General features: G+C 66.3%; 16 protein-coding genes and 1 tRNA gene. 9 read left to right on the forward strand and 8 right to left on the reverse strand.

What is annotated here, in order from left to right; genetic code table 11:
• The first annotated feature begins 8 nt into the window (after positions 1-8).
• Positions 9-10184 (forward strand): filamentous haemagglutinin family protein, encoded by a 10176-nt coding sequence (locus GIW81_RS12215; protein WP_324615104.1) that lies wholly within the window; start codon positions 9-11, stop codon positions 10182-10184.
• Between the two features lie 614 nt (positions 10185-10798).
• On the opposite strand, the gene GIW81_RS12220 is transcribed toward GIW81_RS12215, so the two are convergent.
• Positions 10799-10874, reverse strand: a tRNA-Ala gene (locus tag GIW81_RS12220).
• A 140-nt stretch (positions 10875-11014) separates the two neighbouring features.
• On the opposite strand from GIW81_RS12220, the gene GIW81_RS12225 reads away from it, so the two are divergent.
• Genes GIW81_RS12225 through folD form a run of 3 tightly spaced genes read left to right on the forward strand, consistent with a single transcriptional unit; the run spans position 11015 to position 12574 of the window.
• Positions 11015-11326 carry a YggT family protein gene (locus GIW81_RS12225; RefSeq protein WP_154739675.1) on the forward strand — a complete coding sequence of 104 codons (312 nt, stop codon included), beginning with the start codon at positions 11015-11017 and terminating at the stop codon, positions 11324-11326.
• Positions 11323-11649, forward strand: a complete 327-nt coding sequence (locus tag GIW81_RS12230; RefSeq protein ID WP_154739676.1) for a DUF167 family protein — start codon at positions 11323-11325, stop codon at positions 11647-11649. Before GIW81_RS12225 ends, GIW81_RS12230 begins: the two co-directional genes overlap by 4 nt.
• 40 nt (positions 11650-11689) lie before the next feature.
• Positions 11690-12574 (forward strand): bifunctional methylenetetrahydrofolate dehydrogenase/methenyltetrahydrofolate cyclohydrolase FolD, encoded by an 885-nt coding sequence (gene folD, locus GIW81_RS12235; protein WP_154739677.1) that lies wholly within the window; start codon positions 11690-11692, stop codon positions 12572-12574.
• 74 nt (positions 12575-12648) lie between these two features.
• Here folD and GIW81_RS12240 read toward each other — a convergent pair whose 3' ends face one another.
• Both GIW81_RS12240 and GIW81_RS12245 read right to left on the reverse strand, forming a co-directional pair.
• Positions 12649-13032 carry a four helix bundle protein gene (locus tag GIW81_RS12240; RefSeq protein ID WP_324615021.1) on the reverse strand — a complete coding sequence of 128 codons (384 nt, stop codon included), beginning with the start codon at positions 13030-13032 and terminating at the stop codon, positions 12649-12651.
• A gap of 6 nt (positions 13033-13038) precedes the next feature.
• A complete protein-coding gene (locus tag GIW81_RS12245; RefSeq protein ID WP_154739678.1) occupies positions 13039-14568 on the reverse strand; it encodes a YifB family Mg chelatase-like AAA ATPase in 1530 nt (509 codons plus the stop codon).
• Positions 14569-14785: 217 nt separating this feature from the next.
• On the opposite strand from GIW81_RS12245, the gene GIW81_RS12250 reads away from it, so the two are divergent.
• Positions 14786-15010, forward strand: coding sequence for a hypothetical protein (locus GIW81_RS12250; protein ID WP_154739679.1), 225 nt, complete (start codon positions 14786-14788; stop codon positions 15008-15010).
• Between the two features lie 291 nt (positions 15011-15301).
• On the opposite strand, the gene GIW81_RS12255 is transcribed toward GIW81_RS12250, so the two are convergent.
• The 3 genes from GIW81_RS12255 to GIW81_RS12265 all read right to left on the reverse strand — a co-directional run bounded on the left by GIW81_RS12255 (position 15302) and on the right by GIW81_RS12265 (position 17658).
• The gene (locus tag GIW81_RS12255; protein WP_154739680.1) at positions 15302-16102 is read right to left on the reverse strand and encodes a PP2C family protein-serine/threonine phosphatase; all 801 of its coding nucleotides are present in this window, start codon (positions 16100-16102) and stop codon (positions 15302-15304) included.
• Positions 16102-16905: an FHA domain-containing protein gene (locus GIW81_RS12260; RefSeq protein ID WP_154739681.1), complete on the reverse strand. Its 804-nt coding sequence runs from the start codon at positions 16903-16905 to the stop codon at positions 16102-16104. Before GIW81_RS12260 ends, GIW81_RS12255 begins: the two co-directional genes overlap by 1 nt.
• Before the next feature lie 81 nt (positions 16906-16986).
• Positions 16987-17658 carry an FHA domain-containing protein gene (locus tag GIW81_RS12265; RefSeq protein WP_154739682.1) on the reverse strand — a complete coding sequence of 224 codons (672 nt, stop codon included), beginning with the start codon at positions 17656-17658 and terminating at the stop codon, positions 16987-16989.
• A 214-nt stretch (positions 17659-17872) separates the two neighbouring features.
• Here GIW81_RS12265 and GIW81_RS12270 point away from each other — a divergent pair, with 214 nt between their 5' ends.
• The 4 genes from GIW81_RS12270 to GIW81_RS12285 all read left to right on the forward strand — a co-directional run bounded on the left by GIW81_RS12270 (position 17873) and on the right by GIW81_RS12285 (position 24458).
• Complete coding sequence (locus tag GIW81_RS12270) at positions 17873-20290, forward strand: serine/threonine-protein kinase (RefSeq protein ID WP_154739683.1); 2418 nt, start codon at positions 17873-17875, stop codon at positions 20288-20290.
• A gap of 161 nt (positions 20291-20451) precedes the next feature.
• Entirely contained in the window at positions 20452-21846 is a 1395-nt protein-coding gene (locus GIW81_RS12275) for a cytochrome ubiquinol oxidase subunit I (protein ID WP_154739684.1), read from the forward strand.
• Between the two features lie 3 nt (positions 21847-21849).
• Positions 21850-22863: a cytochrome d ubiquinol oxidase subunit II gene (gene cydB / locus GIW81_RS12280; RefSeq protein ID WP_154739685.1), complete on the forward strand. Its 1014-nt coding sequence runs from the start codon at positions 21850-21852 to the stop codon at positions 22861-22863.
• 128 nt (positions 22864-22991) lie between these two features.
• Positions 22992-24458, forward strand: a complete 1467-nt coding sequence (locus GIW81_RS12285) for a thermonuclease family protein (protein ID WP_154739686.1) — start codon at positions 22992-22994, stop codon at positions 24456-24458.
• Positions 24459-24748: 290 nt separating this feature from the next.
• On the opposite strand, the gene GIW81_RS12290 is transcribed toward GIW81_RS12285, so the two are convergent.
• On the reverse strand, positions 24749-25768 hold the full coding sequence (locus GIW81_RS12290; protein WP_154739687.1) for a S1C family serine protease: 1020 nt from the start codon (positions 25766-25768) through the stop codon (positions 24749-24751).
• A 104-nt stretch (positions 25769-25872) separates the two neighbouring features.
• Positions 25873-26727 carry a polysaccharide lyase gene (locus GIW81_RS12295; protein WP_210251941.1) on the reverse strand — a complete coding sequence of 285 codons (855 nt, stop codon included), beginning with the start codon at positions 26725-26727 and terminating at the stop codon, positions 25873-25875.
• Between the last annotated feature and the right edge of the window lie 147 nt (positions 26728-26874).

Consider the following 26874-nt stretch of genomic DNA (forward strand, 5'->3'; position numbering starts at 1 on the left):
CGAGCCAGATCCTCGGCTCCATCAAGGCCGAGGGTCAGGTCTACGTCATCAACCGCAACGGCGTGATCTTCGGCGGCGCCAGCCAGGTGAACGTTGGGACGATCGTTGCGTCATCGCTCAGCCTGTCGAACCGCCAGTTTCTTGCGGGCATCAATGCGCCGCTTAGCGGCCGGATCGGTGGCGGCGCGGATGTAGATATGCTGCCGGCCTTTGGCGACATTCCCCTGACGTCGGATCCTGACGCGCCGGCCGCGGCGCCAGCCGGTAATGTGGAAGTACTGGCCGGGGCCCAGATCACCAGCGGCAAGCACGGGCTGATCGGCTTGTTCGGGACCAACGTGACCAACAGCGGCACGCTGGCGACCGACGCTGGCCAGGTGCTGCTGGCCGCCGGTGAGCAGGTGTGGCTCGTTCCGCAGAACGCCGATAGCGGCATGATCGGCATGCGGGCCTATGTCTCGGCGTTGCCCAACTACTTCACGCCCGGAATCGATGACCCGCTACTGTTCGAGAAGCTTGCCGCGCGCACGGCGCAGGTCGGCATGGTGGCCAGGAACGACGGCCTGATTACCGCCGACGCCGGCAACATCACGGTTGTCGGCTCGACGGTGAGGCAGAACGGCATCCTGCGCGCCGTCACCACCTTGGACTCGCCGGGCAGCATTATGATTGCCGGCGAGGATTCGGTGCTGTGGAGTACTTACGGCGCCATCAAGCGGCGTGGCGGGACCGTCGTCTTCGGCGAGGACAGCATAACGCAGATCGTCATTGATCCGAGCGGCGCCGTCGGCACCGGCGGGTCGGCCGGGAATTCGTCGGCCCTGCGTATCAGCGGCGCGATCGTCGAGCTGAATGGAAAAGCCGGCGCCGGCGGAAACGACCTCCAAGGCGCCTATCTCCAGGCGCAGGGCGGCAAGATCGACATCGATTTACGTGGCGTCGAGTATAGCTTCGCCGGCCTCAATGAAGGCTTCGGCGCGACGCCGGCGGGGCCCGCGGTCGGCACCCGTTTCCTGATGCATGCGGGTTCCGTTCTCGACGTGTCCGGTGTGGTCGATGTCGAGGTGCCGATGGAGCGCAACTCGGTGGCCGTCGAGGTGCGCGCCAACGAGCTGCGCGATTCGCCCCTGCAACGCGGCGGCATCCTGGTGGGAGAGACCGTCTATGTCGATCGGCGCGTCAGCGGCACGCGCGAGGACGGCACAGTCTGGTACGGCAGCGAGGTCATCGACGCCAACGAGTACATCGCCAACGCTCCGACCTCGATGGCCGAGCGCGCCGTCAAGGGCGGCAGCGTGACCATCCATGCCAACGAAGTCGTGGTCATGTCGGATGCGGAGATCAACATCGCCGGCGGCTCGCTGCGCTACCTCGACGGCTATATCAAGACGACGCAGCTTCTCGGTGCCGACGGCCGCCTCTACGATATCGGCAGTGCACGGGCCGACATGCGCTATGTCGCGATCGGCGGCGGCTTCGTGCGCGACCACGCGCGTTGGGGCGTCACCCAGGTCTGGGCACCTCTGCTCGGGGATGGAACAGCCGGACGGTTCGAGAAAGGCTACGTCGAAGGCGCACAGGCCGGGACGCTGGAGATCCACGCGCCCGCCCAGGTGCTGGATGGGAACATCTATGCCCATGCCATCAAGGGGGAGCGTCAGCTCACTGCGCCGCCCAAGGGCGGCACTTTGAAGATTGGCTCATTGTCGCTTCCGGACGGATATTTCAACGCCAACGACCTTCTGCTCCAGGCCCGGGTCGCGTCACTGCCGAGCGACTTTTCGCTCACCACCCCGCTGCCGGTGGACCGGTCCTCCACGTTGCAATTGTCCACCGACCGGTTCAACGAAAGCGGCTTGTCGACGGTCGAAGTCCACGTGAACGGCGACATTACTTTCGCCTCCGATGTCGACCTGCGCCTTCAACCCGGCAGCTTGCTGAGCGTTTACAGCGAGACCGGCGGCAATTCCGTCATCGTAGACGGCTCGATCCGTGTGGCCGGAGGCTCCGTCACTATCGGCAGCAAGGATACATTGACGGTCAAGGGAAGCGCCACGATCGACGTGAGCGGCCAGTGGACCAACGAATTGTCCTCGCTCAGCGCTGTACCGCGTGTCGTGAACGGCGGCGTTATCTCCCTCACAGCCGACAGCGGTCTGACGTTCGAGTCCGGGTCGGTCCTGGCCGCGGACGCAGGGGCAACGGTCGGCCTTAAAGGCGTCAAGGCCGGCACGGCGGGTTCGATCACGCTGGCAGGCGCGACCGTCGCCGGCCTGAACTCCGTCGCCATGAGCGCCTACGGTCTGGCAAGCTCCGACCAGGTGCCGCTTGCGCCGGCCGGAGGGATGCTCAACCTCGTCGGCCTGCCGGCGCTATGGATCGGTTCGGATGGTGCGACGCCGGGCGGCAACGCTCTCGGGTTGGATCCGTCCTTCTTCGACCGCGGCGGCTTCAGCCGGTTCGCATTCAAGCTCGCCGGTATCGAAGACGGTGTGACCTTCGCGCCCAAAGTGCGGACCAGAGTCCTGACGTCAGGCTACACGTCGCACGCATCTGCAGATTCCATCTCGGCCGTTGCCGCCCCGGCGATGCTCTTCCCGAGCCAGCGCCGCGGTGTCGAGCTCAGCATGGAGACCTCGGGCAACTTCGAACTTGGAGCCAATACCACCATCGCTCCCGGCATCGGTGGCAGCGTTATCCTCAATGGGACCGGCGACGTTGCGATTGCCGGCAAGATCGACACACCGGCCGGATCGATTTCGATCAACGGCAACAACGTCACGCTGGCCTCCACGGCGCAGTTGCTGGCGCGCGGCGCGACCCGCATCATCACAGGCACGCGCGGATTGCGCAGTGGCGAGGTGCTCGGCGGCGGCACTGTCGAGCTCAACGCGCAGGGCGAGGTCACCACGGAAGCCGGCTCGCTGATCGATGTCTCCGGCACCAGTGGTGTGATCGATATCCTCGAACCGCCCCAAGGCATGCCGGGGCCGATATATCGACCGCTGTCGCTCGCCAGCAACGGCGGATCGATCTCCATTACGGGCAGCCGCGGAAAGGTGGAAGGAACGCTGATCGGAAAGGCGGGCGGACCGGGCGCTTCGGGTGGAACGGTGAACTTCGGGATGCAGCCGTCGTCCGAGCTGGCACCGCTTGCGCAGCTGCAGGCAGTGCTCGGCGGGCTCGAGCCAAGTTGCTACGGACTTGGCAGCGGCACCTGTTCGGGCGATTTCAGCGATTGGCAGGAGGCCATCGGCTTCGATGTCGGGCTGATCCTGTTCAATCCTGACCCTGACGCCGGACAGGAATATATACCAATCGTTCTTACGCAAGCGCTTGTGGACGCCTTGTCGCCGAGCCCGGTCGGCAACATCATTCTTTCACGTACGGCAACCGGAGAGGGGCGTGCGATCAATCCCGCCGACTACGGTCTGAGCCCGGAGGCGCTCGTCCGCCTAGGTGACGCGTTCGGTATTGATTTTTCGCAGACCTTCGCGCCGATCAATTCGCTCGTGGTCCGACCGACGTCCTTTGAAACCGGTGGCTTCGCCAGCCTGGCGGCAAGAGGCACCAACGTCGAACTGGACGGCGTCAATGTTGCGCTGTCGAGATCCATCCAGGTCGAAGGCTCGCTGATCAACCGCAACGGCTCGACCTCGCGCCTTGCGGCGCCGCTTATCCAGATTGGAGGCTTGGGCATCCCTGGCCCGGCCGCAGCGCTGGCGGGGAAGCTCACGCTCGAGGCATCGCTAGTCGACATCGGCCAGGCCGGCATCCGTGGCTACGCGCAGACGAACATCGAGACGACGGATCTACGCATGGGCGGCAATTACACCACACCGTCGCGTCTCGATGTCGACGGCGATCTCGTCATCGCCGCCGGACAGGTCTATCCGACGACGCAGACCACCGCGACCATCACCGCCGGACAGTCCATCACCATCCTGCCCAACGGCAATCCGCCGCCACCGCTGTCGGCGGGCGGAACGCTGACGCTCAGCGCGCCGATCATCGATCAGCGCGGCACCTTGCGGGCGCCGTTCGGCGAGATCGTGCTCGACGCAACCGATACGCTGACACTCGGCGCCGGCAGCATCACCTCGGTATCGGGTGCCGGCCTGACCGTGCCGTACGGCTATATCGTCGACCAGACACTCTGGTACGCGGGCAATCCCAATGCCCCGATTACCTCGCCCCCCGAGAAGCGGGTCACGTTGAGGGCGCCGAACGTAGACATGCAGGCGGGCGCCGTCGTCGACCTGTCGGGCGGCGGCGACCTGCTCGTTTACCAGTTCATCCCGGGCTCGGGCGGCTCGTCAGATTACCTGACCTACGGCAACGCGATGGCCATCCTGCCAGTGAGCCAGGTCTCGGCCATCGCCGGCCAGCAGATCATTCACCTCGCCGGTGGCAATGGCGTGCCGGCCGGCGACTACGTCGTGCTGCCGGCGAGCTATGCACTGCTGCCCGGCGCCTACCGGCTACAGGCGATGGCAGGAAGCAACGGTCAGCCACTCTATGACTTCACTGGGAGCGCACGCTTGCCCGATGGCTCGGTGGTTGTCGCGGGCTGGGGCTCGATCGGCGGCACCGATGTCCGCGATCCCCGCACGCAGGCCTACAAGGTCTCGCCGTACGCGACCATCAGCCTCTATTCCGAGTACAAGGTCTGGACTGCCAACACGTATTTTGCGTCGACCGACTTCGTCGAAGCAATGCGCCGCCAGACCGGCCTCGAAGTGACGGCCGTTCCGCGCCTGCCGATGGACGCGGGCGCCCTGCAGATCGAGGCCACCCTTTCGGCGACGCTGAACGCGACGCTGCGCGGCTCGGCGGAAGCGGGAGGTCGCGGGGCGGCGGTCGATATTTCAGCGGCCAAGATTGCCGTCGTCGGCGGAGTCGACGCCTCGAGCTATCGCGCGGCCGACTATCTGGTGATCGATGCCGCAGCCCTATCGGCGCTCGGTGCCGAGAGCCTCTTGCTGGGCGGCAAGCGGCGGCAGACCGTGAGCGGTCTCGAAGTCGACGCCACTGCTGGCAGCATCGTGGTGGCGACCGACGGCACTGAGGCCAACGCGCTGACGGCGCCGGAGATCCTGCTCGCGTCCGAGGAATCTATCCATATCGCCGATGGCAGCTTGATCGAGGCGGGCGGCTCGGTCGGCACAGGATCGGGCAATATCCTGTTTACGCCCGCAATCGCGGCGGTGAAAGACGCCAGCGGCAACATCACCTCGCCGGCGCGCGACTATGGCGCCTTCGTGCGCGTGTCGAACGGCGAGGTGGTGGGCGTTATCCGCGACGGCGCGCAGCGCACCCAAGGCACGCTGGCGGTCGGTGCGGCAACCTTGCGCGGCAAGGCCATCATCCTCGATGCAACCGAGACGACCACCGTGTCGGGCAGCGCGGCGCTGCTCGGCCAGGTGCTCGACGTCTCGAGCGGTCGCATCAGCATTGGCACCCCAGCAGGCACCCCGGACGGCCTCGTCCTGTCCGGCGGCTCGCTCGCCGCCCTCATGAGCGCAACCGATCTGCGCCTGCGCAGCTATAGCTCGATCGACTTCTACGGCGACGTGGCACTGGGCGGTCGCAACGCCAATGGCGCCTTCACGCTCGCCAGCCTGCGTTTGGATGCTGCAGCACTGAACAGCAGCACCGGCTCCAGCGTCACCGTGGCGGCGGGCGAGGTCGTATTCACCAACACGCTGAGCGGCACCAACGCCAGTTTGGGCGGGACGGGCGGAATCCTTGGCATCGCGGCGGACACCCTTGCGCTCGGCACGGGCAGCAAGGTGATCACGGGGTTCGATACGATCCAAGTCTCGGCCAGCACGGCGATCGTCGGCCGCGGCACAGGCTCGATCGATTTCGGGACCGCCGATCTCGCTTTCAGCGCGCCTCGATTGACAGCCGAGAGCGGCGCGTCGCAGGACTGGACGACCACCGGCGCCTTCACGCTGACGGGCACGGCGGCGAGCGGTGGCTTCGAGACATTGGGCGCCCGCCTGGCGATCACCGCCGCATCGATAACGCAGAGCAGCCTGATCGACCTGGCGGCCGGATCGTTGACGTTGCGGGCGACGGCCGGGGACGTCACCCTGACGTCGGCTTCGGTGACGCGGGCACCGGGCTTCTCGCGTGTCTTCTACGATCAGCAAGCCGACATCGCCGGTGGCACCGTTGCACTGGTGGCCGACCAGGGGCGCGTGTGGGCGCAGGCAGGATCGCTGATCGACGTCTCGCGCAGCGGCAACGGTTCAGCCGGTACGCTGTCGATTACGACCCCGCAGCATGAAGCACGCCTCGATGGCGACCTGCGGGCGGGTAGCGGCGGCAACTTTACGCTCGATGCGAGCGCCGTCAGCGCCTTCGGCACGCTCAGCGCCAAGCTGAGGCAAGCCGGTTTCGACGGCGACCTGAGCCTGCGCCTGCGCGCCGGTGACGTGACCCTCGACGGCGATACGCATGCGCGCAGCTTTGCCCTGGCGACGGACGCCGGCAGCATCACCGTGACGGGGGTAATCGATGCCAGCGGCACGGGGGGCGGGACGATCCGGTTGTCGGCGAAGCAAGACCTGCAGGTCGCGAGCGGCGCGGTGCTTCGGGCGAACGCCAGCGACGCGCAGAAGACCTCAGGTCTCATCGAGCTCGTTGCGGCGGAAGGCAACATGAGCCTGCAAGCCGGCGCGATGATCGAGACGGTGGGCGGCCGCAACGGCAACGGCGAGATCCGGCTCCGCTTCCGGCGCGACGACACCGACGGCAGCGTCAAGCTGGTAAACGCGGCGGCGACGATGACGGCGGGGAAGATCCTTGCCGAGGCCTACCGAGCTTACGACACGACCTCGGTGGATGCCCAACTGCCGGGCGCGTTTGCCGATGCGGCGAGCTTCATGTCGACCTATGCGGCCGCAATCGAGGCGAGCCTCGGGCGCGGTGGCGACGCGACATTCCATCTGGTGCCCGGCATCGAGCTGTCCTCGAACGGCGATCTTACATTGACCTCCGCCGTCGATCTTCATGCGGCGCGCTACGATGGCGAGGCCGGCGTGCTGACGCTTCGGGCGGGCGGCAACCTGGTGCTCAACGCCAGCCTTTCGGACGGGTTCGGCAGCGCGGCGGCTGATGCTGCGGTTGGAAGCGATCCCGCCTCGTGGTCCTACCGCCTCGTCGGCGGCGCCGATCTGGCGGCCGCGAATCCGCTCGCAGTCCGCCCGATCGGGACGCTCGCTGGCGGAGCATCCGGCAATATCGGACTCGGCAGTGGGGCAATCGTGCGCACCGGCACCGGCTCGATCTCGCTCGCCGCAGGCAACGACGTGGTGCTGGCGGACAAGACATCGGTCATCTATACGGCGGGCGCGCGCATCGCCGATCCTTCGCTGGGGGGCACATATACGGGCAACGCGTACAATCCGGTGTTCACGCAGGGCGGCGGCGACGTGCGCGTCACCGCGCAGAACGACATCAAAACGCTGGTCGCGAGCGACCAGATGATCGTCGACTGGCTGTGGCGGGATGGCGCAGCCAATATCATGCCTCCCGGTGCAGACGGAAATAACGATGGCTCTTTCCTGGCCGATCGCCAGACCGCGTGGTGGATCAACTTCGGGGCGTTCCAGCAGGGCATAGCCGCGCTCGGCGGCGGCAGTGTCATGGTCGAGGCTGGGCGCGACATCGTCAACGTCTCGGCCTCGACTCCGACGCAAGGGCGCATCGGCGGCGGCCGCACGGCGGATGAGGCGAAAACCGTCGCCATCACCGGCGGCGGCGATCTTACCGTCAACGCCGGCCGCGACGTCGTCGGCGGCGTCTACTATGTCGATCACGGCACCGGCGCCATCACGGCCGGCGGTGCGATAACCTCGAATAGGACGGCAATCTATACTGATAACACCAGCATCACGCCCGTTGGCCGCAGTGTGCCCATTCGCACGGTCCTGGCCATGGGCGATGCCGCCCTGAAGGTCACGGCGGGCGGCACGATCGACATCGCGGCCGCGGGCAATCCGACATTGTGGGCGCAGTCCTACGATCAGGTCGGGGACGGCGAACGCAGCTACTTCTCGACCTATGGCCAGAACACGGATCTGGCTCTGCTGTCGGTCGGCGGCGACGTCAATCTCTGGAACACACCGCTCCATCTGCAGACCGCCACCCCAGCCTGGCGGAACTACGATTCGGCAGGCTACAGCGAGATCGAGAACGCGATGCGGCCGCTCGTGCACTACCCTGCGCACACCAAAGCGATTGCGGCTGCCGGGAGTATCAATGTCGAAGGCGGCATGGTGATCTATCCGTCCGCCACGGGGAACCTCGATCTCTGGGCGCAGGATTCGGTCAATCTCAAGCTCACCGGACCGGGCGGCGTCATGGCGGATGGCGCGGTCTATTGGAACCTGGTCATGTCTCCGGTGGATCCCGAGCTGATCGGGTCGGTGTCGCGGCCGCTCGCACGGATCATCGAAGGTTCGGTGCTGTGGGGAATTCCGTCCGACTATGGGAGCGGTGACCTGTGGGGGTACTACCCTGAAGGCAGAGGCGACTATCGCCCGCGCGGCCTGTTGCATGAAGCTGACGACGAACCGAGCCGCTTCTATGCCAATTCCGGGGATGTCACGGTCGGTCTTCCTGGAGCGGTCATCCGGGCGCAATACTATCCTGAGCCAATCAGGGTGCGGGCCGGCCGCGATATCAATAATTTGGAAGTCCGCGCGCAGAACAACCGTAGTTCTGACCTAACTCTGATCTCGGCTGGTCGGGACATCAATCTCGGCCGCGGTCGTGTCTCCATCGATGGACCGGGTTTCGTATTGGTCGAAGCAGGCCGGGACGTCTACCTCGGGAGTGGAGGCGGCATCGAGACGGCAGGCAACGGCGAGACGTCGGGTGGCGGGGCCCCGCCGTCATATTCCAACCCTGCGTTGCCGCGCGAGGGCGCCGACCTGCTCGTGCTCGCCGGCACGGCCGACGACCCGCGCTATGACGCGTTTGTCGCCGCCTACCTCGATCCCGCCAATGTCGCGGCGATGCCGTCCTACCTGGTTGCAAATGGCCAGCCAATCTACCTCGACGAGGTCGTCGCCTTCATGCGCCAGGTCACCGGCGATCCGATGCTGTCCAGCCCCGCCGCCTTCGCGGCATTGCAGGACCCGCGATATGGCGAGTACCGCAAGATCCTCATCGACCGGATTCTGTCGCGCGAGCTGCGTGCGGCAGGACGTGGATATCTTGCCGGCCTCGGCGATGCGGGCCTCGGCTTCGAACGCGGATACGCCGCCATAGCTACGCTGTTCCCAGGCGCGGAGCAGAAGGGCAACACTGCCTGGCAGGGCGATGTCATCATGGACCGGTCGATGATCCGCACCTATCGCGGCGGCAATGTCGACATTCTCGCACCGGGTGGCGGGCTGCAGGTGAGCGCGCTGTCCTCGAACGCCGTCGGCGACAAGAACGGCATTCTCACCATCAACGGTGGCGAGATCCGCATTATGACCGGCACCGGCACCATCATCAACAAGTCGCGCGTGCTCACCGCGCGCGGCGGGGACATCACGATCTGGTCGACCTTCGGGGACATCGACGCCGGCAAGGGTCGCAAGTCATCGCTCACCAACCCCGCGAGCACCTATCTGCTCTCGGCCGACGGCACCGTCGCCTATCGGATAAATCCGTCTTTCACCGGCAGCGGCATCTCTACCCAGAAGGGTGCTCCGGATGCGGCGATCTCCGATGTCGATCTCTACGCGCCGAACGGCATCATCAATGCCGGCGACGCCGGCATAAGCGTGAGCGGCAACATCTTTATCTGGGCGCCGGAGATCATCAACGGCGACAACATCCAGGCCGGCGGGGAGATTAAGGGGCTGCCAGAGCCGACGACGGCGGCAGCCACGCTGACGGTGGAGACGAAGAACGAGGGTGCTGAAGCCGCTGGGGATGCCACCCAAATGCCCCCCAACGACCAGCCGGCCATCATCATCGTCGAGGTCATCGGCTACGGCGGCGGCGATGAGCCGGACCAGGAGCGGAAACAAAAGATCAAGGATCAACGCAGCCGTCTCGACACCTACGATCCAAACAGCGCCGTGCACATGCTCGGCAACGGTACGCTGAGCGATGAGCAATCGCAGAAGCTCTCCGCTGAGGAGAGGGATCGATTGAACGCGTTAGCAGCGCAGTGAGAAGCGCGTCCTGCAGCGGACGTTCCGATGCTCAGGGATGTCCGGTCGTCCGATGGTGCCGTGGGCGTCGCCGGATCTGGCCGAGGCTGACGATAGCGAAGTGCGGTCAGAAGTCCGCTCACAGGTGCTGGGCCGACGTCGGCTGCGTCCGGCACCAAGTCTGCTTGTGGCCCTAAGCCGACATGCAGCGCGCTCATCGCGACATCAGCTTCTGTATACATGCGGACTTCAGCGCACGGCGGTTCGGCCGCAACGGGAGCCCACAGCGATCGCGCGTCCGATCACTCGCAAGTGCTGGCTCAGGTCGGACGCGAGGATAGACCGCACTCGACAAACGAGGGAGCTCTCGCATTCACGCGCTTGTGAATCCCGCCTATCTACGCCCACCTACGGCTGTCTACGACGGCCTCAATACCCTCAAAATCGAACCTAGAAATCCCAGACGCTCCATGCATTCTATCGACCGTGCAACGGCAATGAGAAAGCGGAGACAGCGGAGTAACGCCACACCATTCGGCACGTAGCCGAGAGGCTATTGGTGACATCGTCGGGAGCTAGGGAGAGCGCGTCAGCAGGCGCAGTCCGGGCTGGGGAACTCTGGAAGATTAGATCGGTGGTGGAGCCGAGGGGAATCGAACCCCTGACCTCTGCAGTGCGATTGCAGCGCTCTCCCATCTGAGCTACGGCCCCGGGCAGTTCGGCGGCATTTAGAGGGCCACCCCGAATCTTGTCAAGAAATGGCCTGTCCGCGGCTTGCCCAGCAGCTTGCCGCCCACCCCGGGCGACGCTACACGTCTGGTTTGCCACGCTGGATGGAGGCGAATTCCCATATGATCGAGCTACTCGTCTACTTGCTCACTTTCATCAGCTACCTGATCCAGCTTTACGTCTACGTGATCATCGCCAGCGTAATCCTGAGCTGGCTCATGGCCTTCGGCGTCGTCAACCCGTACAACCCGACTGTCCGGGCCATCTGGCAAGGGATTAACGCAGTCACCGAGCCGCTGTTGCGTCCCATCCGCAATACTCTGCCAAGCCTCGGCGCCATTGACATATCGCCCATCGTGCTGCTGCTCGCCTGCTTTTTCGTGCAGGGTCTGATCAGCCAGGTACTAATTCCGGTCATCGTAGGGGCGCCTTGACCATCGCCGAGCAACCGTGGCGGGCAGGAAAAGGGTGCGTCATCGTGCGCGTGCGCCTTACGCCGAAATCGTCGATAGAAGGCGTCGACGGCGTCATCCCGAGCGCGGAGGGGCAGGCGCTGGCCACCCGCGTCCGCGCGGTGCCGGCCGAGGGCGAGGCCAACGCGGCGGTGGAAAAGCTCATCGCCCGCTGGCTGGACGTGCCGAAGAGCTCGGTGCGCGTGACTGCGGGCGGAAAATCCCGCATCAAGTCGCTCACCATCAGTGGGGAAACGGATTGCCTCGAGCGGCGCCTCATGGCCAAGCTCGCCGGGGCTTCATGACTGCTGGCACAACGATCGATCCGAGGGAGGACGCTTTTCTATGACTGCTTACGCCATTGACGGCAAAGCCATCGCCGCCAAGGTGCGCGCCGATGTGGCCGCCGACGTCGCGCGCCTCAAGGCGCAGCACGGTTTCGTGCCCGGCCTCGCCGTGGTGCTGGTGGGCGAGGACCCGGCGAGCAAGGTCTACGTGCGCAACAAGGCGGCGCAGACCGTCGAGACGGGCATGCAGTCGTTCGAGCACAAGCTGGCCGAGGATACGCCGGAGCAGGTGGTGCTCGACCTCGTCGCCAAGCTCAACGCCGACCCCAACATCAACGGCATCCTGGTGCAGATGCCGCTGCCCAAACACATGGACTCAAACAAGGTGCTGGAGCTGATCGACCCGATGAAGGACGTCGACGGTTTCCATCCGATGAACGTCGGGCGCCTGTCGATCGGCGAGCGGGCGCTGGCGCCGTGCACGCCCGTCGGCTCGATCATCCTGGCGAAGTCGGTGAAGCACGACCTGTCTGGCCTCGACGCGGTGGTCGTCGGCCGCTCCAACATCGTCGGCAAGCCGATGGCGCAGCTTCTGCTGCGCGAGAACTGCACGGTGACCATCGCCCACTCGCGCACCAAGGATCTGCCTGACGTGGTGCGCCGCGCCGACCTCGTCGTCGCCGCCATCGGCAAGCCGGAGTTCGTGAAGGGCGACTGGATCAAGCCGGGTGCCATCGTCATCGACGTCGGCATCAACCGCATCGTCAAAGAGGACGGCAAGGGCAAGATCGTCGGCGATGTCGAATATGCGAGTGCCGCCAAGGTGGCGGGCGCGATCACGCCGGTGCCGGGCGGCGTCGGCCCGATGACCATCGCTTGCTTGCTGAAGAATACGGTCGAGGCGGCGCTGATGCAGCGTGGCCTGAAGGCGCTTGCCGCCTAAATCCAGGCAATAGGGCAGCAGGCAATGGGCACTAGTGGGGGCGGTATGCCATTCGGCGGCTGCCCTCTCTTTGTTCACTTAACCGTTGACCGCACCGACTTGATGAGCGCGTTGAGCATTTTTCCAACCCGCTCCGACTGTTCGAGTAAGCGAGCTGCCTGCTCACTGTCGAAGGCTCCAACTCTTTGTGCGAGCAGGATGTGCGTGTCGAGTTCGTTCAGCGAGCCGCGAGCGACCTTGAGAAATTGAACATAGGAGCCCGGGCTGTTCCGACCGTATCCTTCGGCGATGTTGGCTGGCACAGAAGCTGCCGCGCGAATCGCCTGATCCGCCAAAGCGAACCTCCAACGTGATGGCGCATCTGCGACGGTGCGGTATGTGGCCTCCGCCAATCCCATAGCCTCCTGCCAGACGCGCAAGTCGCGGTGAGATACGATCGTCTGCAGGCGATTGCCCAATGCCCACTACGCTGCGCTCCGCTGTCTCAGCGTCTCGCCGCGATAGCTCAGCGCCTCGGCGACGTGCATGCGGCCGATGCCTTCCTCGCCATCGAGATCGGCCAGCGTACGCGCCACGCGCAGCGTGCGGTGGAAGCCGCGCGCCGAAAGCTGCAGGGCATCCGCCGCCTGACGCAACAGCGCGGCGCCGTCCGCGTCCGGTTGAGCGACGTCTTCGAGCATGCGGCCCGCGCACTCCGCATTCGTGCGCATGCCCTTGGCGCCGAGCTTGAGGAACCGCGCCCGCTGCACCTCGCGCGCCCGGCTCACGCGGGCGCGCACCTCTGCACTCCCCTCTGTTGGTGACGGCAGGATGAGGTCTGCCGCGCTCACCGCCGGCACCTCGATCTGCAGATCGATGCGGTCGAGCAGCGGCCCGGAGATGCGCGCCTGGTACTCGGCGGCGCAGCGCTCGCCACGCCGGCAGGTGACCCCAGGGCCACCGCCGCCGCACTTGCACGGGTTCATCGCCGCGACGAGTTGGATGCGCGATGGGTATTGGATGCGATGGTTGGCGCGCGCGATCACCGTCTCGCCGGTCTCGAGCGGCTGGCGCAGCGCGTCGAGCACGCCCGGCTGGAACTCGGGGAGCTCGTCGAGGAACAGGACGCCCAGGTGCGCGAGGCTCACCTCCCCGGGGCGGGGGCGCGTGCCGCCGCCGACCAGTGCCGCCATGCTCGCCGAATGATGCGGCGCGCGGAACGGGCGCTCGGTGGCGAGCTTGCCGCCCATCAGCTCGCCGGCGAGGCTGTGCACCATCGAGACGTCAAGCATCTCCTCCGGTGTCAGCGGCGGCAGGATTGACGGCAGCCGCGCCGCCAGCATCGACTTGCCGGCGCCTGGAGGTCCGATCATCAAGAGGTTGTGTCCGCCGGCGGCGGCGACTTCGAGCGCTCGCCGGGCGCTTTCCTGTCCCTTGACGTCGGCGAGATCGGGACGCTGCGATGGCGTGGAATCGAGCGCCGCCTTCGGGCGCGCCAGCGTCTGCAGCCCTTTGAAGTGATTGACCAGCGACAGGAGGTGCGGCGCCGCCAGGATGTCGACGTCCTCGCCGGCCCATGCCGCTTCCGAGCCGCAGGCAGCCGGGCAGATGAGACCCTTGCCCATGGCGTTGGCGCCGATGGCGGCAGGCAACGCGCCCGGCACGGCGCGGATCGAGCCGTCAAGCGCCAGCTCGCCGATCGCCGCGTAGCCGGCGACCGCGTCAGGCGCCACCGCTTCCATCGCCACCATCATGGCGAGCAGGATCGGCAGATCGAACTGGCTACCTTCCTTCGGCAGGTCTGCGGGCGCCAGGTTCACCGTCACGTGCTTGTACGGAAGACCGAGGCCGACGGCGTGCAGGGCGTTGCGCACGCGCTCGGAGCTTTCCGCCACCGCTTTGTCGGGGAGGCCGACGATGACGAACGCGGCCTTGCCCGGCGTGATGCGCACCTGCACCTCGACGGGTCGCGCCTCGATGCCGACGAACGCGAGGGTGGAGATTTGGCCGTACATTGCCCGCCCATAAGGCCGCTACGGCCTATGCAACCTTAACGTTAGCCGGGCAAGCGTTCAAGAACATTATGGGAACACGAGGCGCTCCGGGCGAGCTACCTCCCGCACGTATGCAAACGCGACTTTCACCCATGCGACGTCGCGCACCGGCTCTGCAGGAGCGGCGCGAACCAATATCGGCCTCGGGGCGTTCGCCAGCTTGAGGAGGACCCCGCCAATGAAATCAGCACTCGCGATTGTGACCGCCTTGATGCTGCTCAGCGTTCCGGCTTCCGCCGATCCTCGGGACGAGGACGACCGCCACGGGCGCCGCGACTACCGCGTGCACGTCAGCGACGACGAATACGAGGAAGAGTTCCGGGTGGGCAACTGCAAGGTCGAGCGCGAATGGGAGCGCGACGGCGACTACAGGGAGGAGCGTGAGTGTGACCACGACGACTGACCCCGGCCTGTTGGAGGTAGGCAAAGCCTCCTCGAACTGGTTTGACCTTATCTTTGTCGTCCAGGCGCGGGCCTGATAAGGTGTGCTTTGCCCCCTCCTTCAATCAGGGCACGAGAAATCCAATGGACCAGAGAATAATTCTGCTGATAGTTGCGGCGATCATTGTGCTGGGTATCGGTTGGTACGCAACCCAGACTCCGCCGGTGACTTCGCCAGCCGCGACGCCGCCTCCGGCGACAACACCGACGACGCCCCCGGCTCCGTAAGCCGGCTATCATTTGAGAGCGGCGTCTAAGCCGGCACGGGCAATGGCCGCACGGCCAGGATCGTCGTGTTGTCCTGGTGCGGATCGCGGATCGCCTCGACGGCGCGGATGAGCGCGTTGGCGACCGACTCGGCGCCGTCGTCGGCGTAGGCCGAGACGATGCGCTGGATCTCCGTCATGTCGAGCGTCTGCACGCCGTCGCTGGCGAGGATGACGTAGTCGCCGTCCTCCAACACCAGCGGCCGGCGCGAAACATCGACGAGGTCGAGCTCATCGCCGGTGACGGCGGAGCGCAGCATGTGCCGGCGCGGGTCGGTCTTGGCCTGCTCGGGCGTGATGCGCCCCAACGCGGCGAGCCGGTCGAGTTCCGGCGCCAGCGAGTGGTCCTCGTTCAACAGCGCGATCTCGCCGCGCCGGAACAGCAGCAGCGGACTGTCGCCGACACTGACCCACTCGACGCCCTCGTTGGTGAACACCGCGGCGACGAGCGTCGTGCCCATGCCGGCGAGCATGGGGTTGGCCCGCACCTGCGCGGCAATCGAATCGTTGGCAGCAGTGAGCGACTTCAAGAGCCGCTCCGGCCGCGCGCCATTGAGACCGGAGTAGGCCGAGATGAAGCTGTCGCACACCATGCGGCTCGCCAACGCGCCCGCGGTATGCCCACCCATTCCGTCGGCGAGCACGGCGACGAGCCGCGTCTGGTTCGCAGTCGGCAGCACGTCGCCGGTTCCGGCCGCCCTATCCTTGGGCGGCCAGAAGGCGCTGGAGTCTTCCTGATAGTCGCGCGCACCCTTGGTGGCGCGCGAGGCGTGATCGAACGGCTGCATCAGTCCTTGGCATCGGTCAGCTCGGCCCAGTCGAATTCCGCCCCGCAGAACGGCACGAAAACGAGCTGCGTGCGCCCGATCGTGATCACGTCCATCTGGTTCAGCTCGACCGCGCCGGTGGGGCGCTTGTCGTTGATAGAAACGACATTGGTCTTAGCTAGGTTCGGCACGAAAAGAAAAGATCGTGCGGCCGAATCATACCGGATATAGGCCTGCTCCTCCGAGGAAATCGTGTCATCGCCGAAATCCAGGGGGATGCGCTGGGTCGTGGCGCGGCCCAGGGTGTTGTTACCCTCGAAAATCGGGCGGAAGCTGCCCATTCCGGCGCCGCCGACGATGACCAGCCAGCCCACAACCGGGTCCTGCTCGAACTCGCCACGCTTCACCTGCACCTTGCCGCGCACGAGCTGGGTCCGCGGCGAACCCGTCGTTTCAACCTTCGGTGGGCCGCCGCGCACGACGCGCGTGGTCGGCGGGCTGCCGAACTCGAGATGCTTGTCCTGCGGCTTGAGCGAGGTCTGGCCCTTGACCTCGCGCGCGGCCTCCGCAGCGCTAAGGCCTGCAGGCGTAGGCGCGGCGGCGGGAGCGGCTTCGGGTTTCACCGGCTCGGCGGCGGTTTTCGGCGCCTCGGCCTTGGGCGCGAGCTGCGTCGCCGGCTCGACCGGAGCGGGTGCGGGGCCCCGCTGGGTGTCATCGCGGCTCGCGGCCGCCAGTGCATCCTTGAGCGAGCCGAGGAAGCGGCCTGACTTTACGCCCTGCTGAGACATGGTGACCTCCGTTGCGCCTTGGCGTTCTTCCGACATGTGCAGTCTCCCTTTTATGATCAACGCCAAGGCCCGCCAAATCTTGTGCAGCCGCGCCTCGAAGGTTGCGGCGTGCATGGGTCAAATGGGCCGGGCGTCGAATTTCAGTGCCACTTCGCCGATGCCGATGACATCGCCGGATTTCAGACTTCTCTCGCCGACGCGCTTGCCGTTGACCATCACGCCGTTGCCGTCGGCTCCGGACAGGTCGGTAATGACGACTTCGCCGTCGGTGCTGCGCCGGATGACCGCGTGATAGCGGTGCACGGTCTTTTGCATCAGGCAGACGTCGTTGTCGGCCTCGCGGCCGATGCGCAGCATGGTGCGGCCGATGACATAGCGATGCCCGCCGATCTCGACCCAGGCCTCGGTCGGCCAGGACGACAGCTCGGTGCGCGCCGTCACGTTGCGCGCGGTGCCCTCGGTGCGGCGCGCCGAGCGCGCGAGGCGCACGGTCGCATCGGGAGAGCGGCGCGATTGCCGCCGCAGCATGAACCCTGCGAAGGCCAGCGGCGGCAGCGCCATGAGAGCGGCGAGGACGAGCATCAATGCCGGCGCTCGCGTGTAGCTATCGCCGAGCCACGCGTTCAGTTGCAGCCAGGTGTCGGCTGCCGGCGTTGCCAAGGTCACGAGGTCGGAGATCAACACGGCGCGTCCCGGCTCACTTGTGGGCGCTGCTGCTGCAACATGGGTTTGAGAGATCGCGGCGGCGGCAATCGAGGGCTTCATCAGTGGCGACCACGGCGATCTCATGGTCTTCTTCTCGGATCAAATCAAAGTGCAGCCTCGGGCGGCATGACGGCGAGAACATGGCATTCAGAGCGGCAGCTCAGATTTGTTCGCAAGACTTGCATGCTCTATCCGCCGCCACATTTGCCCGCCATAAGTGTGTCGGAGGCGGTACGGCAAATTGACGGACGGCGCGCGGCGTTGCATGTGAGCCGAAAGACCGACGTCACGGAGAGCCATGACGAATCTCATCGCGCTGCCAAGCGGAACCGAGCTGGTCGGCGATTATCGCATCGAGCGCGTGCTGGGCGCCGGCGGCTTCGGCGTGACCTATCTCGCCGACGAGATCGCTCTCGCGCGCATGGTGACGATCAAGGAGTATTTCCCGAGCGATATCGCCGCCCGCAATGGCGGCATCGACGCGGCGCCCCGTTCGCAGGATTGCGCCGGCGACTACCGCTGGGGCCTCGACCGCTTCATCGAGGAAGCGCAGACGCTCGCCAAGTTCGATCACACGAATATCGTCCGCGTTTACCGCTACTTCCGCGCGAACAACACGGGCTACATGGTCCTCCACTTCGAGGAAGGCCAGAGCCTCAAGGCCTGGCTCAAGAGCCTGGGACGCGCCCCGCGACAGAAGGAGCTCGATGCGATCCTCGGGCCCCTGCTCGACGCGCTCGAGCTGATCCATAAGGCCGACTTCCTCCATCGCGACATTGCGCCGGATAACATCATCATCCGCAAGTCGGGCGACCCGGTGCTCATCGACTTCGGCTCGGCGCGCGGCGAGATCGCCTCGCACACCAAGACCGTGTCGGCGCTCGTCAAGCCGGGTTACAGCCCCTACGAGCAATATGCCGAGACAAGCCGCCAGCAGGGGCCGTGGACCGACATCTACGCGCTCGCCGGTACGCTCTATCACGCGGTAACCGGCAAGCGACCGCCCGATGCCCCCTCGCGCATGGTCAAGGACGAGCACGTCCCGGCGCGTGAGGCGGCACTTAGTTCCTACCGCACCAACTTCCTGAAGGCGATCGACAAGGCGCTTTCTCTCGGCGTCGATGCCCGGCCTCAGTCGATCGCCGCGTGGCGCGCCGAGCTTCTCGCACCCGATCCGGTGCGCACGAGTTGGCTCGGACGCGCCGGCGATCGCGGGAAGAACCGCAACAAAGAAAAGGAACCCGAGTTCGCCGAGCCTGTATCGGCCGCCGCACCGGCACCTGCGCCGGCAGCCATCGCCGCGACGGTGGCGGTTGCACCAACGGTCCCCGTCGCGCCTGCGTCGGCCACTCCCCCCCCGCCCGATGCGCCGGGTCCGAAGGGTGGCCTGCTCGATTTCCTCGAAGGGTTGCGCAAGAAGCCGGATGGAGAGGGTGCGCCGATCATCATCGCCGCCGCCTCGACGCCGGTCGCCGTACCGGCACCGGCCGCGAAGGTCGAACCGCCGCCCGCCGTTCTGAAGAAGAAGTCGCAGTCCAAGAAGCCGATCCCCAAGGAGCGTGCGCTCGTCGTCGTCAAGTCGCCCGGTCGGGCGCGCCCGCGCCGCCTGAAGGGCAGCCGCCCCAGCCTGCTGCCGATCATGTTCAAGCTGCTGGTCGGCGTCGGCGTCGCCAGCGCTGCCGTCGCTATGCAGGACCGCTTTCCGCAGTTCGAGAGCCGCGGCTCGGCGACGACGACAACCGGAGCGACATCCGGCATCACGACCGGAACGACAGCCCCGGTGCAGCAGCAGGCGCAGACGCCAGCGCCGGTGATCGTCACCCCGATTGCCGAGATCGACGCCCATCGCGGGACGGTGACCCGGGCCGCCTACACCGCCGATGGCCGGCGCATCGTCACGACCGGCGCCGACGGCACGATGAAGCTGTGGGACGCCAACTACCGGAATTTGGTGCGTACCATCGAGCTCGACGATGGCCCGGCGACGGCGCTGGCGCTCAACGGCTCGCGGGCGCTCACCGGGCACGCCAACGGCAAGGTTGTGCTGTGGGACATCGACCGGGCCGAGAAGATTGCCAGCGTGCAGCGCAACGAGGCGAACATATGGGCCGTTGCATTCGTGGGTGACGGCGACCGGTTCGCCACCGCCAGCCACGACTGGAAGGTGACGCTGTGGGATGCCCGCCAGGCAGCGGCGCCGCTGCAGGTGCTCGATGGGCATGAGAACGCCGTGCAGGCGCTCGCCTATTCCCCGCAGCAGCTCTTGCTTGCTTCGGGGAGCGCCGACAAGACCGTGCGCCTGTGGAGCCTCGACACGCTCGCCATGAAACGCGCCTACAAGGGCCAGCGCGACTTCATCACCTCGGTCGGATTTTCGCAGAACGGCAAGTTGCTCGGCGCCGGCGCGCTCGACGGGCGTATCCAGATCTGGTCGGTGCTGTCGTCGCGGCGGCTGCGCACGCTGACCGGTCACCGCGGACGGGTCGCCGACGTCGCCTTTGCGCCTTCGGGCGAAGAGCTCGCCTCGGCTGGCGAGGACGGCACCGTGCGGTTGTGGGACCTGCGCCGCGGGCGCATCCTGCGCGCCCTCACCGGCCACATCGGCGGCGCCACGTCGGTTGCCTTCTCGCCCACCGGCGAGCAGATCGCCTCCGCCGGCGTCGATGGTCGCGTGCGCATCTGGGCCGTGCCTCCCGGACAGCTCGCTCGGGAATAGGCCGCCCTTTCCGCGCGTTAGTCGGCAGAATACGCACGCGCGGAATTTATATGCACAGCTTGTCACCGGGACCGGCCGCCGCAGCGCGCCGTTCTCGACGCCGTCGCCGAAGCGGGCCACAATGTGCGCGGAATGAAAACAAGAAGGACGAAGCCGGTGCCATGGAACTAGACCCCGTCCTCTTGGCCCGCATTCAGTTCGGCTTCACCATCACCTTCCACATCATCTTCCCGAGCTTCACCATCGGGCTCGCGGCGTTCATCGCCACGCTGCTCGTGCGCTGGCGTATGACGGGGCGCGACCACCTGCACCGGCTGGCGCGCTTCTGGACGAAGATCTTCGCCGTGTCGTTCGCCATGGGCGTCGTCTCCGGCATCGTCCTCTCCTACCAATTCGGCACCAACTGGAGCAATTTCTCCGTCGTCGTCGGCAATGTGCTCGGGCCGCTGCTCGGCTACGAGGTGCTGACCGCCTTCTTCCTCGAGGCGACGTTCCTCGGCATCATGCTGTTCGGCTGGAATCGCGTGCCGCCCAACATCCACGTGCTGTCGGCGGTCCTCGTGGCGATCGGCACGTCGCTGTCGGCATTCTGGATCCTTGCCGCCAACAGTTGGATGCAGACGCCCGCGGGCCACGAGGTGATCAACGGCATCGCCTACCCGGTTGACTGGCTGCAGATCATCTTCAACCCGAGCTTCCCCTACCGCTTCGCGCATATGTTCACCGCCGCCTACCTGACGACGTCGCTCGTCGTGCTGGCGGTGGGCGCACGCTATCTCTTCAAGGATCGCTACCCCGAGGAAGCGAAGACGATGATGCGCATGGGCCTCGGCATGGTGGCGATCCTCGCCCCGCTGCAGGTGCTCATCGGCGACCAGCACGGCCTCAATACCTTGAAGCACCAGCCGGCCAAGGTGGCCGCCATCGAAAGCCATTGGGACGGATCGGAGCCGGGTGCGCTAGTGCTGTTCGCCATTCCCAACGAGAAGGAAGAGCGCAACGACTTCGAGATCGCCATTCCCTATGGCGCGAGCTTGATCCTCACCCACAAGGCCGACGGGCTGTTCCCCGGCCTGAAGGAATTCGCGCCGACCGACCGGCCGCCGGTGTTCCCGGTGTTTCTGTCGTTCCGCCTGATGGTCGGCATGGGCGTGCTGATGCTGCTGATCGGCTTCGTCGGCGCCTGGCTGTGGTTCAGGGGTAAGCTCTTCGATACGCGCTGGTACCTGCAATACGTGCAATACGCCTGGCCGCTGGGCTTCATCGCCATTCTGGCCGGCTGGTACACGACCGAGATCGGGCGGCAGCCGTGGATCGCCTCCGGCATCCTGCGCACCGCCGATGCCGCGTCGCCCGTATCGGGCGGGGCGGTATTCACGACGCTGGTCCTGTTCGTCATCGTCTACGGCATCGTGTTCTCGATGGGCATCTACTACATCAACCGGCTGATCGAGTACGGCCCCAAGGGAAGCGCGGCCGAGCCGCCCGCCGGCCTGCCCAACCGTCCGCTCACCGCGGCCGAGCCGGCAGCGCAAGAAGCGATCGAGAGGACCTGACGCATGGACGCGATCGCCTTCTGGCTTCCGGTGGTGTGGGCCGCGATCATCGGCATCGCGGTGGCGCTGTACGTGATCCTCGACGGGTTCGATCTGGGGCTCGGCATCCTCTTCCCGTTCACGCCGGAGGAGGAGCGCCGCGACGTGATGATGAACTCGGTCGCGCCCTTCTGGGACGGCAACGAGACGTGGCTGGTGCTCGGCGGCGGCGGCTTGCTGGTGGCGTTTCCGCTCGCCTATGCGGTGATCATGCCGGCGCTCTACCTGCCGATCATCATCATGCTGCTGGGCTTGATCTTCCGCGGCGTCGCCTTCGAGTTCCGCTGGACCGCAAAGCCGAGCCACCAGTTCTGGGACAACGCCTTCGCCTACGGGTCGATCGTCGCCACGTTCATGCAGGGCGTGGTGCTCGGCGGTTACGTGCAGGGCATCAACGTCCAGAACAACCAGTTCGCCGGCGGCACCTTCGATTGGCTCGCGCCGTTCCCGCTGTTCACCGGGCTGTCGCTGCTCGTCGGCTACGCGCTGCTCGGCACCACGTGGCTGGTGATGAAGACCGAGGGCGAGCTCGCGGTGAACGCGCGCCGCTGGGCGCAGTATCTGCTCCTCGCCGTGCTCGTCATCATGGCGATCATCAGCCTATGGACGCCGCTCGCCTTCGAGCGCATCGCCGACCGCTGGTTCACCTGGCCGAATATCCTCTATCTGTCGCCGGTGCCGCTGCTCACCGCCCTCGCCGCCTTCACCTGCTGGTGGGGGCTGACGACCGGACGCGAGGTGGTGCCGTTCATGGCGGCAGTGTCGCTGTTTCTGTTGGGCTTCATCGGGCTCGGCATCTCGACCGTGCCTTACCTGGTGCCCCCGACGCTGACCTTCTGGGACACGGCAGCGGTGCCGAGTTCGCAGATCTTCATGCTGGTCGGAACGCTGATCATGCTGCCGATGATCCTCGGCTATACTGTATTCGTCTATTGGACGTTTCGCGGCAAAGTGCGCGAAGGAGAAGGCTATCACTGAGAGCCGGCGCGCGATAGGCAGGCGGCCAAAGCCCTGCCATCTTCTCGTGCACGTTCGCCGGCGCGGCGCGATGAGCTTCTTGGCAAGCGGCAACGTCGCCTATCTCAACAAACTGCTTCGGAGGCCGCATGCTCGGCTGGCGCAAGCGTAACGACGGCTTTGAATGGCGCGAGTACGTGCGCACGACGATCCTCGTGCGCCGCAAGCACCGTCGCGACCGCGCCGGTGAGGCGGGCAAGGCGGCCGTCGAGAACATGAAGGCAGCGGGGCAGCGCGGCGTTGCCGCCGGCGCCGAAGGGGCAAAGGCTGTCGGCCGCGGAGCCATCAACGTCGGGCAGCAGGGCGCTGCCATCGGTGCCGCCGGCGCCAAGGCGATGGGGCGCGGGGCGTACTTCTACGGCCGCGAGGGGGCGAAACTGGGCGCCGTCGGCGCTCGAGCAGCCGGCAGCAAGCTGCGCGCCAGCATTCCGATCGCGGCTGAGTATCTCCGCCGCTTCGGGGCGGCTCTCTTTGCGGTGCTCGCCTATAGCTGGGCGGTCATCAGCACGCTTGCCGGGATTGTCTACGACTACGCCGGTCCGTTGCTGGCGCCGATCGGCCGAACGCTGCGGCAGCCGAGCATCCGCTTGCCGCTGCTCATCGTCGGCGCCGTGGCGCTGGCGGGCGGCATCATCCGCGCCTTCGCCAATGGATTCGAGCGCGATACGGTCGTCGCCCTCTCGATCGGCATCGTCGTGCTCGGTGCGCTGGCGCTCGCGCACGGGGCATCCGCGATCCCGGCGTGGCTGACATCTCCGTTTGCCGGTCTTGGCGGTCGCGTGCGCGGCGGCCTCGCCGGGAGCGCCGCCAGCCCCGTTGTGCAGACCGCTTTCGCGGCCTGCGTGCTCATCCTGCTCGCTGCCGGTGCGTGGACGATGTGGGCACCTTCGACCAGTGGCAGCATGACGACGGCGAGCCTCAGGTCCGAGCGCGCCGCGCGGGCAGCACCAACGCCAGGAGAAATCGAAGGCCGCGGTAGCGCGGTCACCGGCGACACGCTGCGCGTCGGCGCCACACTCGTGCGCCTCGAGGGCATCGAGTCTCCCGAGCCGGACCAGGCCTGCATCGGCGCCGACGGCCGCGAGTGGTCATGCGGGCGCACTGCGCGCCAGGCGCTGAGCGGCATCCTACGCGCGGGGCGCGTCACCTGCGAAGTTTCCGATCCCATCGACGGCACCGCCACGGGCGACTGCAAGGTCGACGGCCGCGATGTCGCCGGCGAGCTCGTCAGCGCCGGCCACGTCTTCGCGGTGCACGGGATTTTCTCGTCCTACGGCGGATTGGAGGATGAGGCGCACGCCAACAAGGCCGGCATCTGGGCCGGCCAGGCGAGGCGCCCGTCGGAGTACCGGCAGCAGAAATGGGAAGAGGCGAAACGCGATGCGCCCGACGGCTGCCCGATCAAGGGAAGCGTGCGCGGCAGCCGCCGCTATTACATCGTGCCGTGGGCGCGTGGGTACGAGCGGGTGAAGGTCAGCGAAAGCCGCGGCGAGCGCTGGTTCTGCTCGGAAGCCGAGGCGCGCGAAGCCGGCTTCAGGCCGTCCGAACAATCCTGAAACGAATGCCAGAAGTGCAAAAGGAAAGCCCGCGCTCCGGGGGAAGAGCGCGGGCTGCGATGCGTGACGCCGCTTAGGGGGGACAGGTGGGAGGGCGCCACGTTCGAAGTCTCATTCAATACTACAGTGCCCAATTTTGCAAGGTATTCCGCGGGCGTTTCCTTCAACAGTTAAGAAACAACTTACAATGGCGTAATGTTTGTAGTTGGCTTCCCCATTCATTGCGTCGCAACAACTGCCGAATGCCCAGTATTCATCGCGCAAAGGTGTCGTCCGTTAACGGATGATCGCTACTGCTCGCGGTCAATAGGCCGCACCGCAACCTCCGACAATCCGCTGCTGCGCACGACAGTTATCGCCACCTCCTTGTCGATGCGGCGCTCGTCCAGCATGCGAAATAAATCGTCAACGCCTGTAACAATCTCCGCATCTAGACGAACGACGATGTCGCCCACGCGCAAGCCTGCCAGCGCCGCCGGGCTGCCATCTTGCACTTCGCGCACACGCACCGCGCTCGCCTGCGAAAGCCCGGCCTTGTAGGCGAGGCGCGGCGGCAGCGGCATCTGCTCGGCGACGATGCCGATGCGCGCGCGGCGTACGCGCCCGTGAGCGAGGATTTGCGTCAACGCGTGCAAGGCCGTGTTCGAGGCGACCGAGAAGCAGATGCCCTGGGCGCCCATGATCACCGCCGTGTTGATGCCGATGATCTGGCCGGCCGAGTTCACCAGCGGTCCGCCGGAGTTTCCCGGATTGAGGGCGGCGTCGGTTTGAATGACGTCGCCGATCAGCCGGCCGCTCTGCGCACGCAGCGAGCGGCCGACGGCGCTGACGATGCCTGCCGTCACCGTCGACTGGAAGCCGAGCGGGTTGCCGATGGCAATGGCGATCTGACCCTGGCGCACGCTCTTGGAGTTGGCGAGGCGGGCGGTCGGCAGCGTTTCTCCCGTTTCGCCGCGCAAGACGGCCAGATCCGTGTCGGGGTCGCGGCCCAAGGCACGAGCGCCGAACTTGCGTCCGTCCGACAGCGACACGGCGATCTCGCGCGCGCCGTCGATGACGTGGTTGTTGGTGAGGATCAGGCCGTCGGGCGACACCACGACGCCCGAGCCGGTGCCCTCCGAGCGGCGCCCCTGGCGCACGCCTGTTACCTCGACGTGGACGACGGCCGGGGCCACCGCATCGACGGCATCGACGACGGCGCGCGAATAGGAATCGAGTAGCTCGTCATCGAGGTCGGCGGAGGTTGCGCCCGCGGGCGGGGCACCGCTCGCCGGCTGCGCCGAACCCAAAAATCCCAATACATTGCGCATGCTAGTCTCCCCTTCGACGGCGAGCGCCCCTGTCCGGAGGCGTGACGCCGTCAGCTCATATGGGGAGCGTGGGGAACGGTTGAGAAGGGTGGCGTCAGCGCCGACTACTTCCAGGCGATATCGAGCGGTGAAAGGCGCAGCAGGCCGGGCATCTCGGGTGAGCGCCGGTAGCCGGCGGCTGCAAGCACGCCCATCAGCGACGTCTTGTCGTCGCTGCGCAACACAATGCCGTCGGCGTCCAGGGTCAGGGAGCCATCGACCCACAGGCGCACGGCGCCATCCGGCTCGCCCGGCTTGTTGAGCACGACTTCCAAATCCATGCGGATCCAGCGGTCGAGAGGAAGTGGGCGTCCGCTCGACTGCACGCGACGGTCCTCTCCGCCGGGAACGGTCGCCATCAGCATCGGCTGGCCCTCGCCGCTCCACTCGGGTGTGACTGTCAGGCGGACGTTGCCCTCGCGCGGGGAGGTGCCCCGCTCCCCGCCGATCACTCCCGGAAGGAAGCCGCCGCCGCCGTAGTGAAAATCGGCGGGCAGCCAGACGCTGTAGCTCATGCAGGCGGACGTCGCGGCCTCGATACCCGGCGGCGACCAGTGAAATTCGATGCCGTTGCGCACCGTGTCGGTCTTGTCCGCATCGCCGGGAAGCTTCCGCAGCTTGACCTCGAGAGCCTCGGGCGATGGACCGCCGTCGACGACGACCACCGCGGCGTTGTTGACGACGCCCAGGTCGCGCAGTCCGGCGCGCGCCTGCAATTCGGCGGCCGTCAGCGGCTTGCCCGAAGCGGACTGCAACGAGAAGCGCCTTGCGGCCGGATAGCGGGCGGTGCACGACTGCGACTGTTCGGTGTTGAAGGCGGACCAGACGACGTAGCCGACGACAAAGAGAACGAGGAACGCGCCGCCGGCATTGATCAGCAGATTGAGGTTCTTGCCGTGCATGGAGGGCGTCGATCCCAACGTCGTTTCGCCCGGCGGTGCCGGCGCAACTCGTCTTGGAGTATACCTTTCCCGTTAAAATTGGCCTCAGTGCCGAGGGATCGGCTTCGTGTAACGCCGGTAGCGCGGTCCGGCGGGGGATTGTTCCGGTGGGCTTTTGTTGCCGCG

The organism is Hyphomicrobium album (assembly GCF_009708035.1).
Classification (GTDB): Bacteria; Pseudomonadota; Alphaproteobacteria; order Rhizobiales; family Hyphomicrobiaceae; genus Hyphomicrobium_A; species Hyphomicrobium_A album.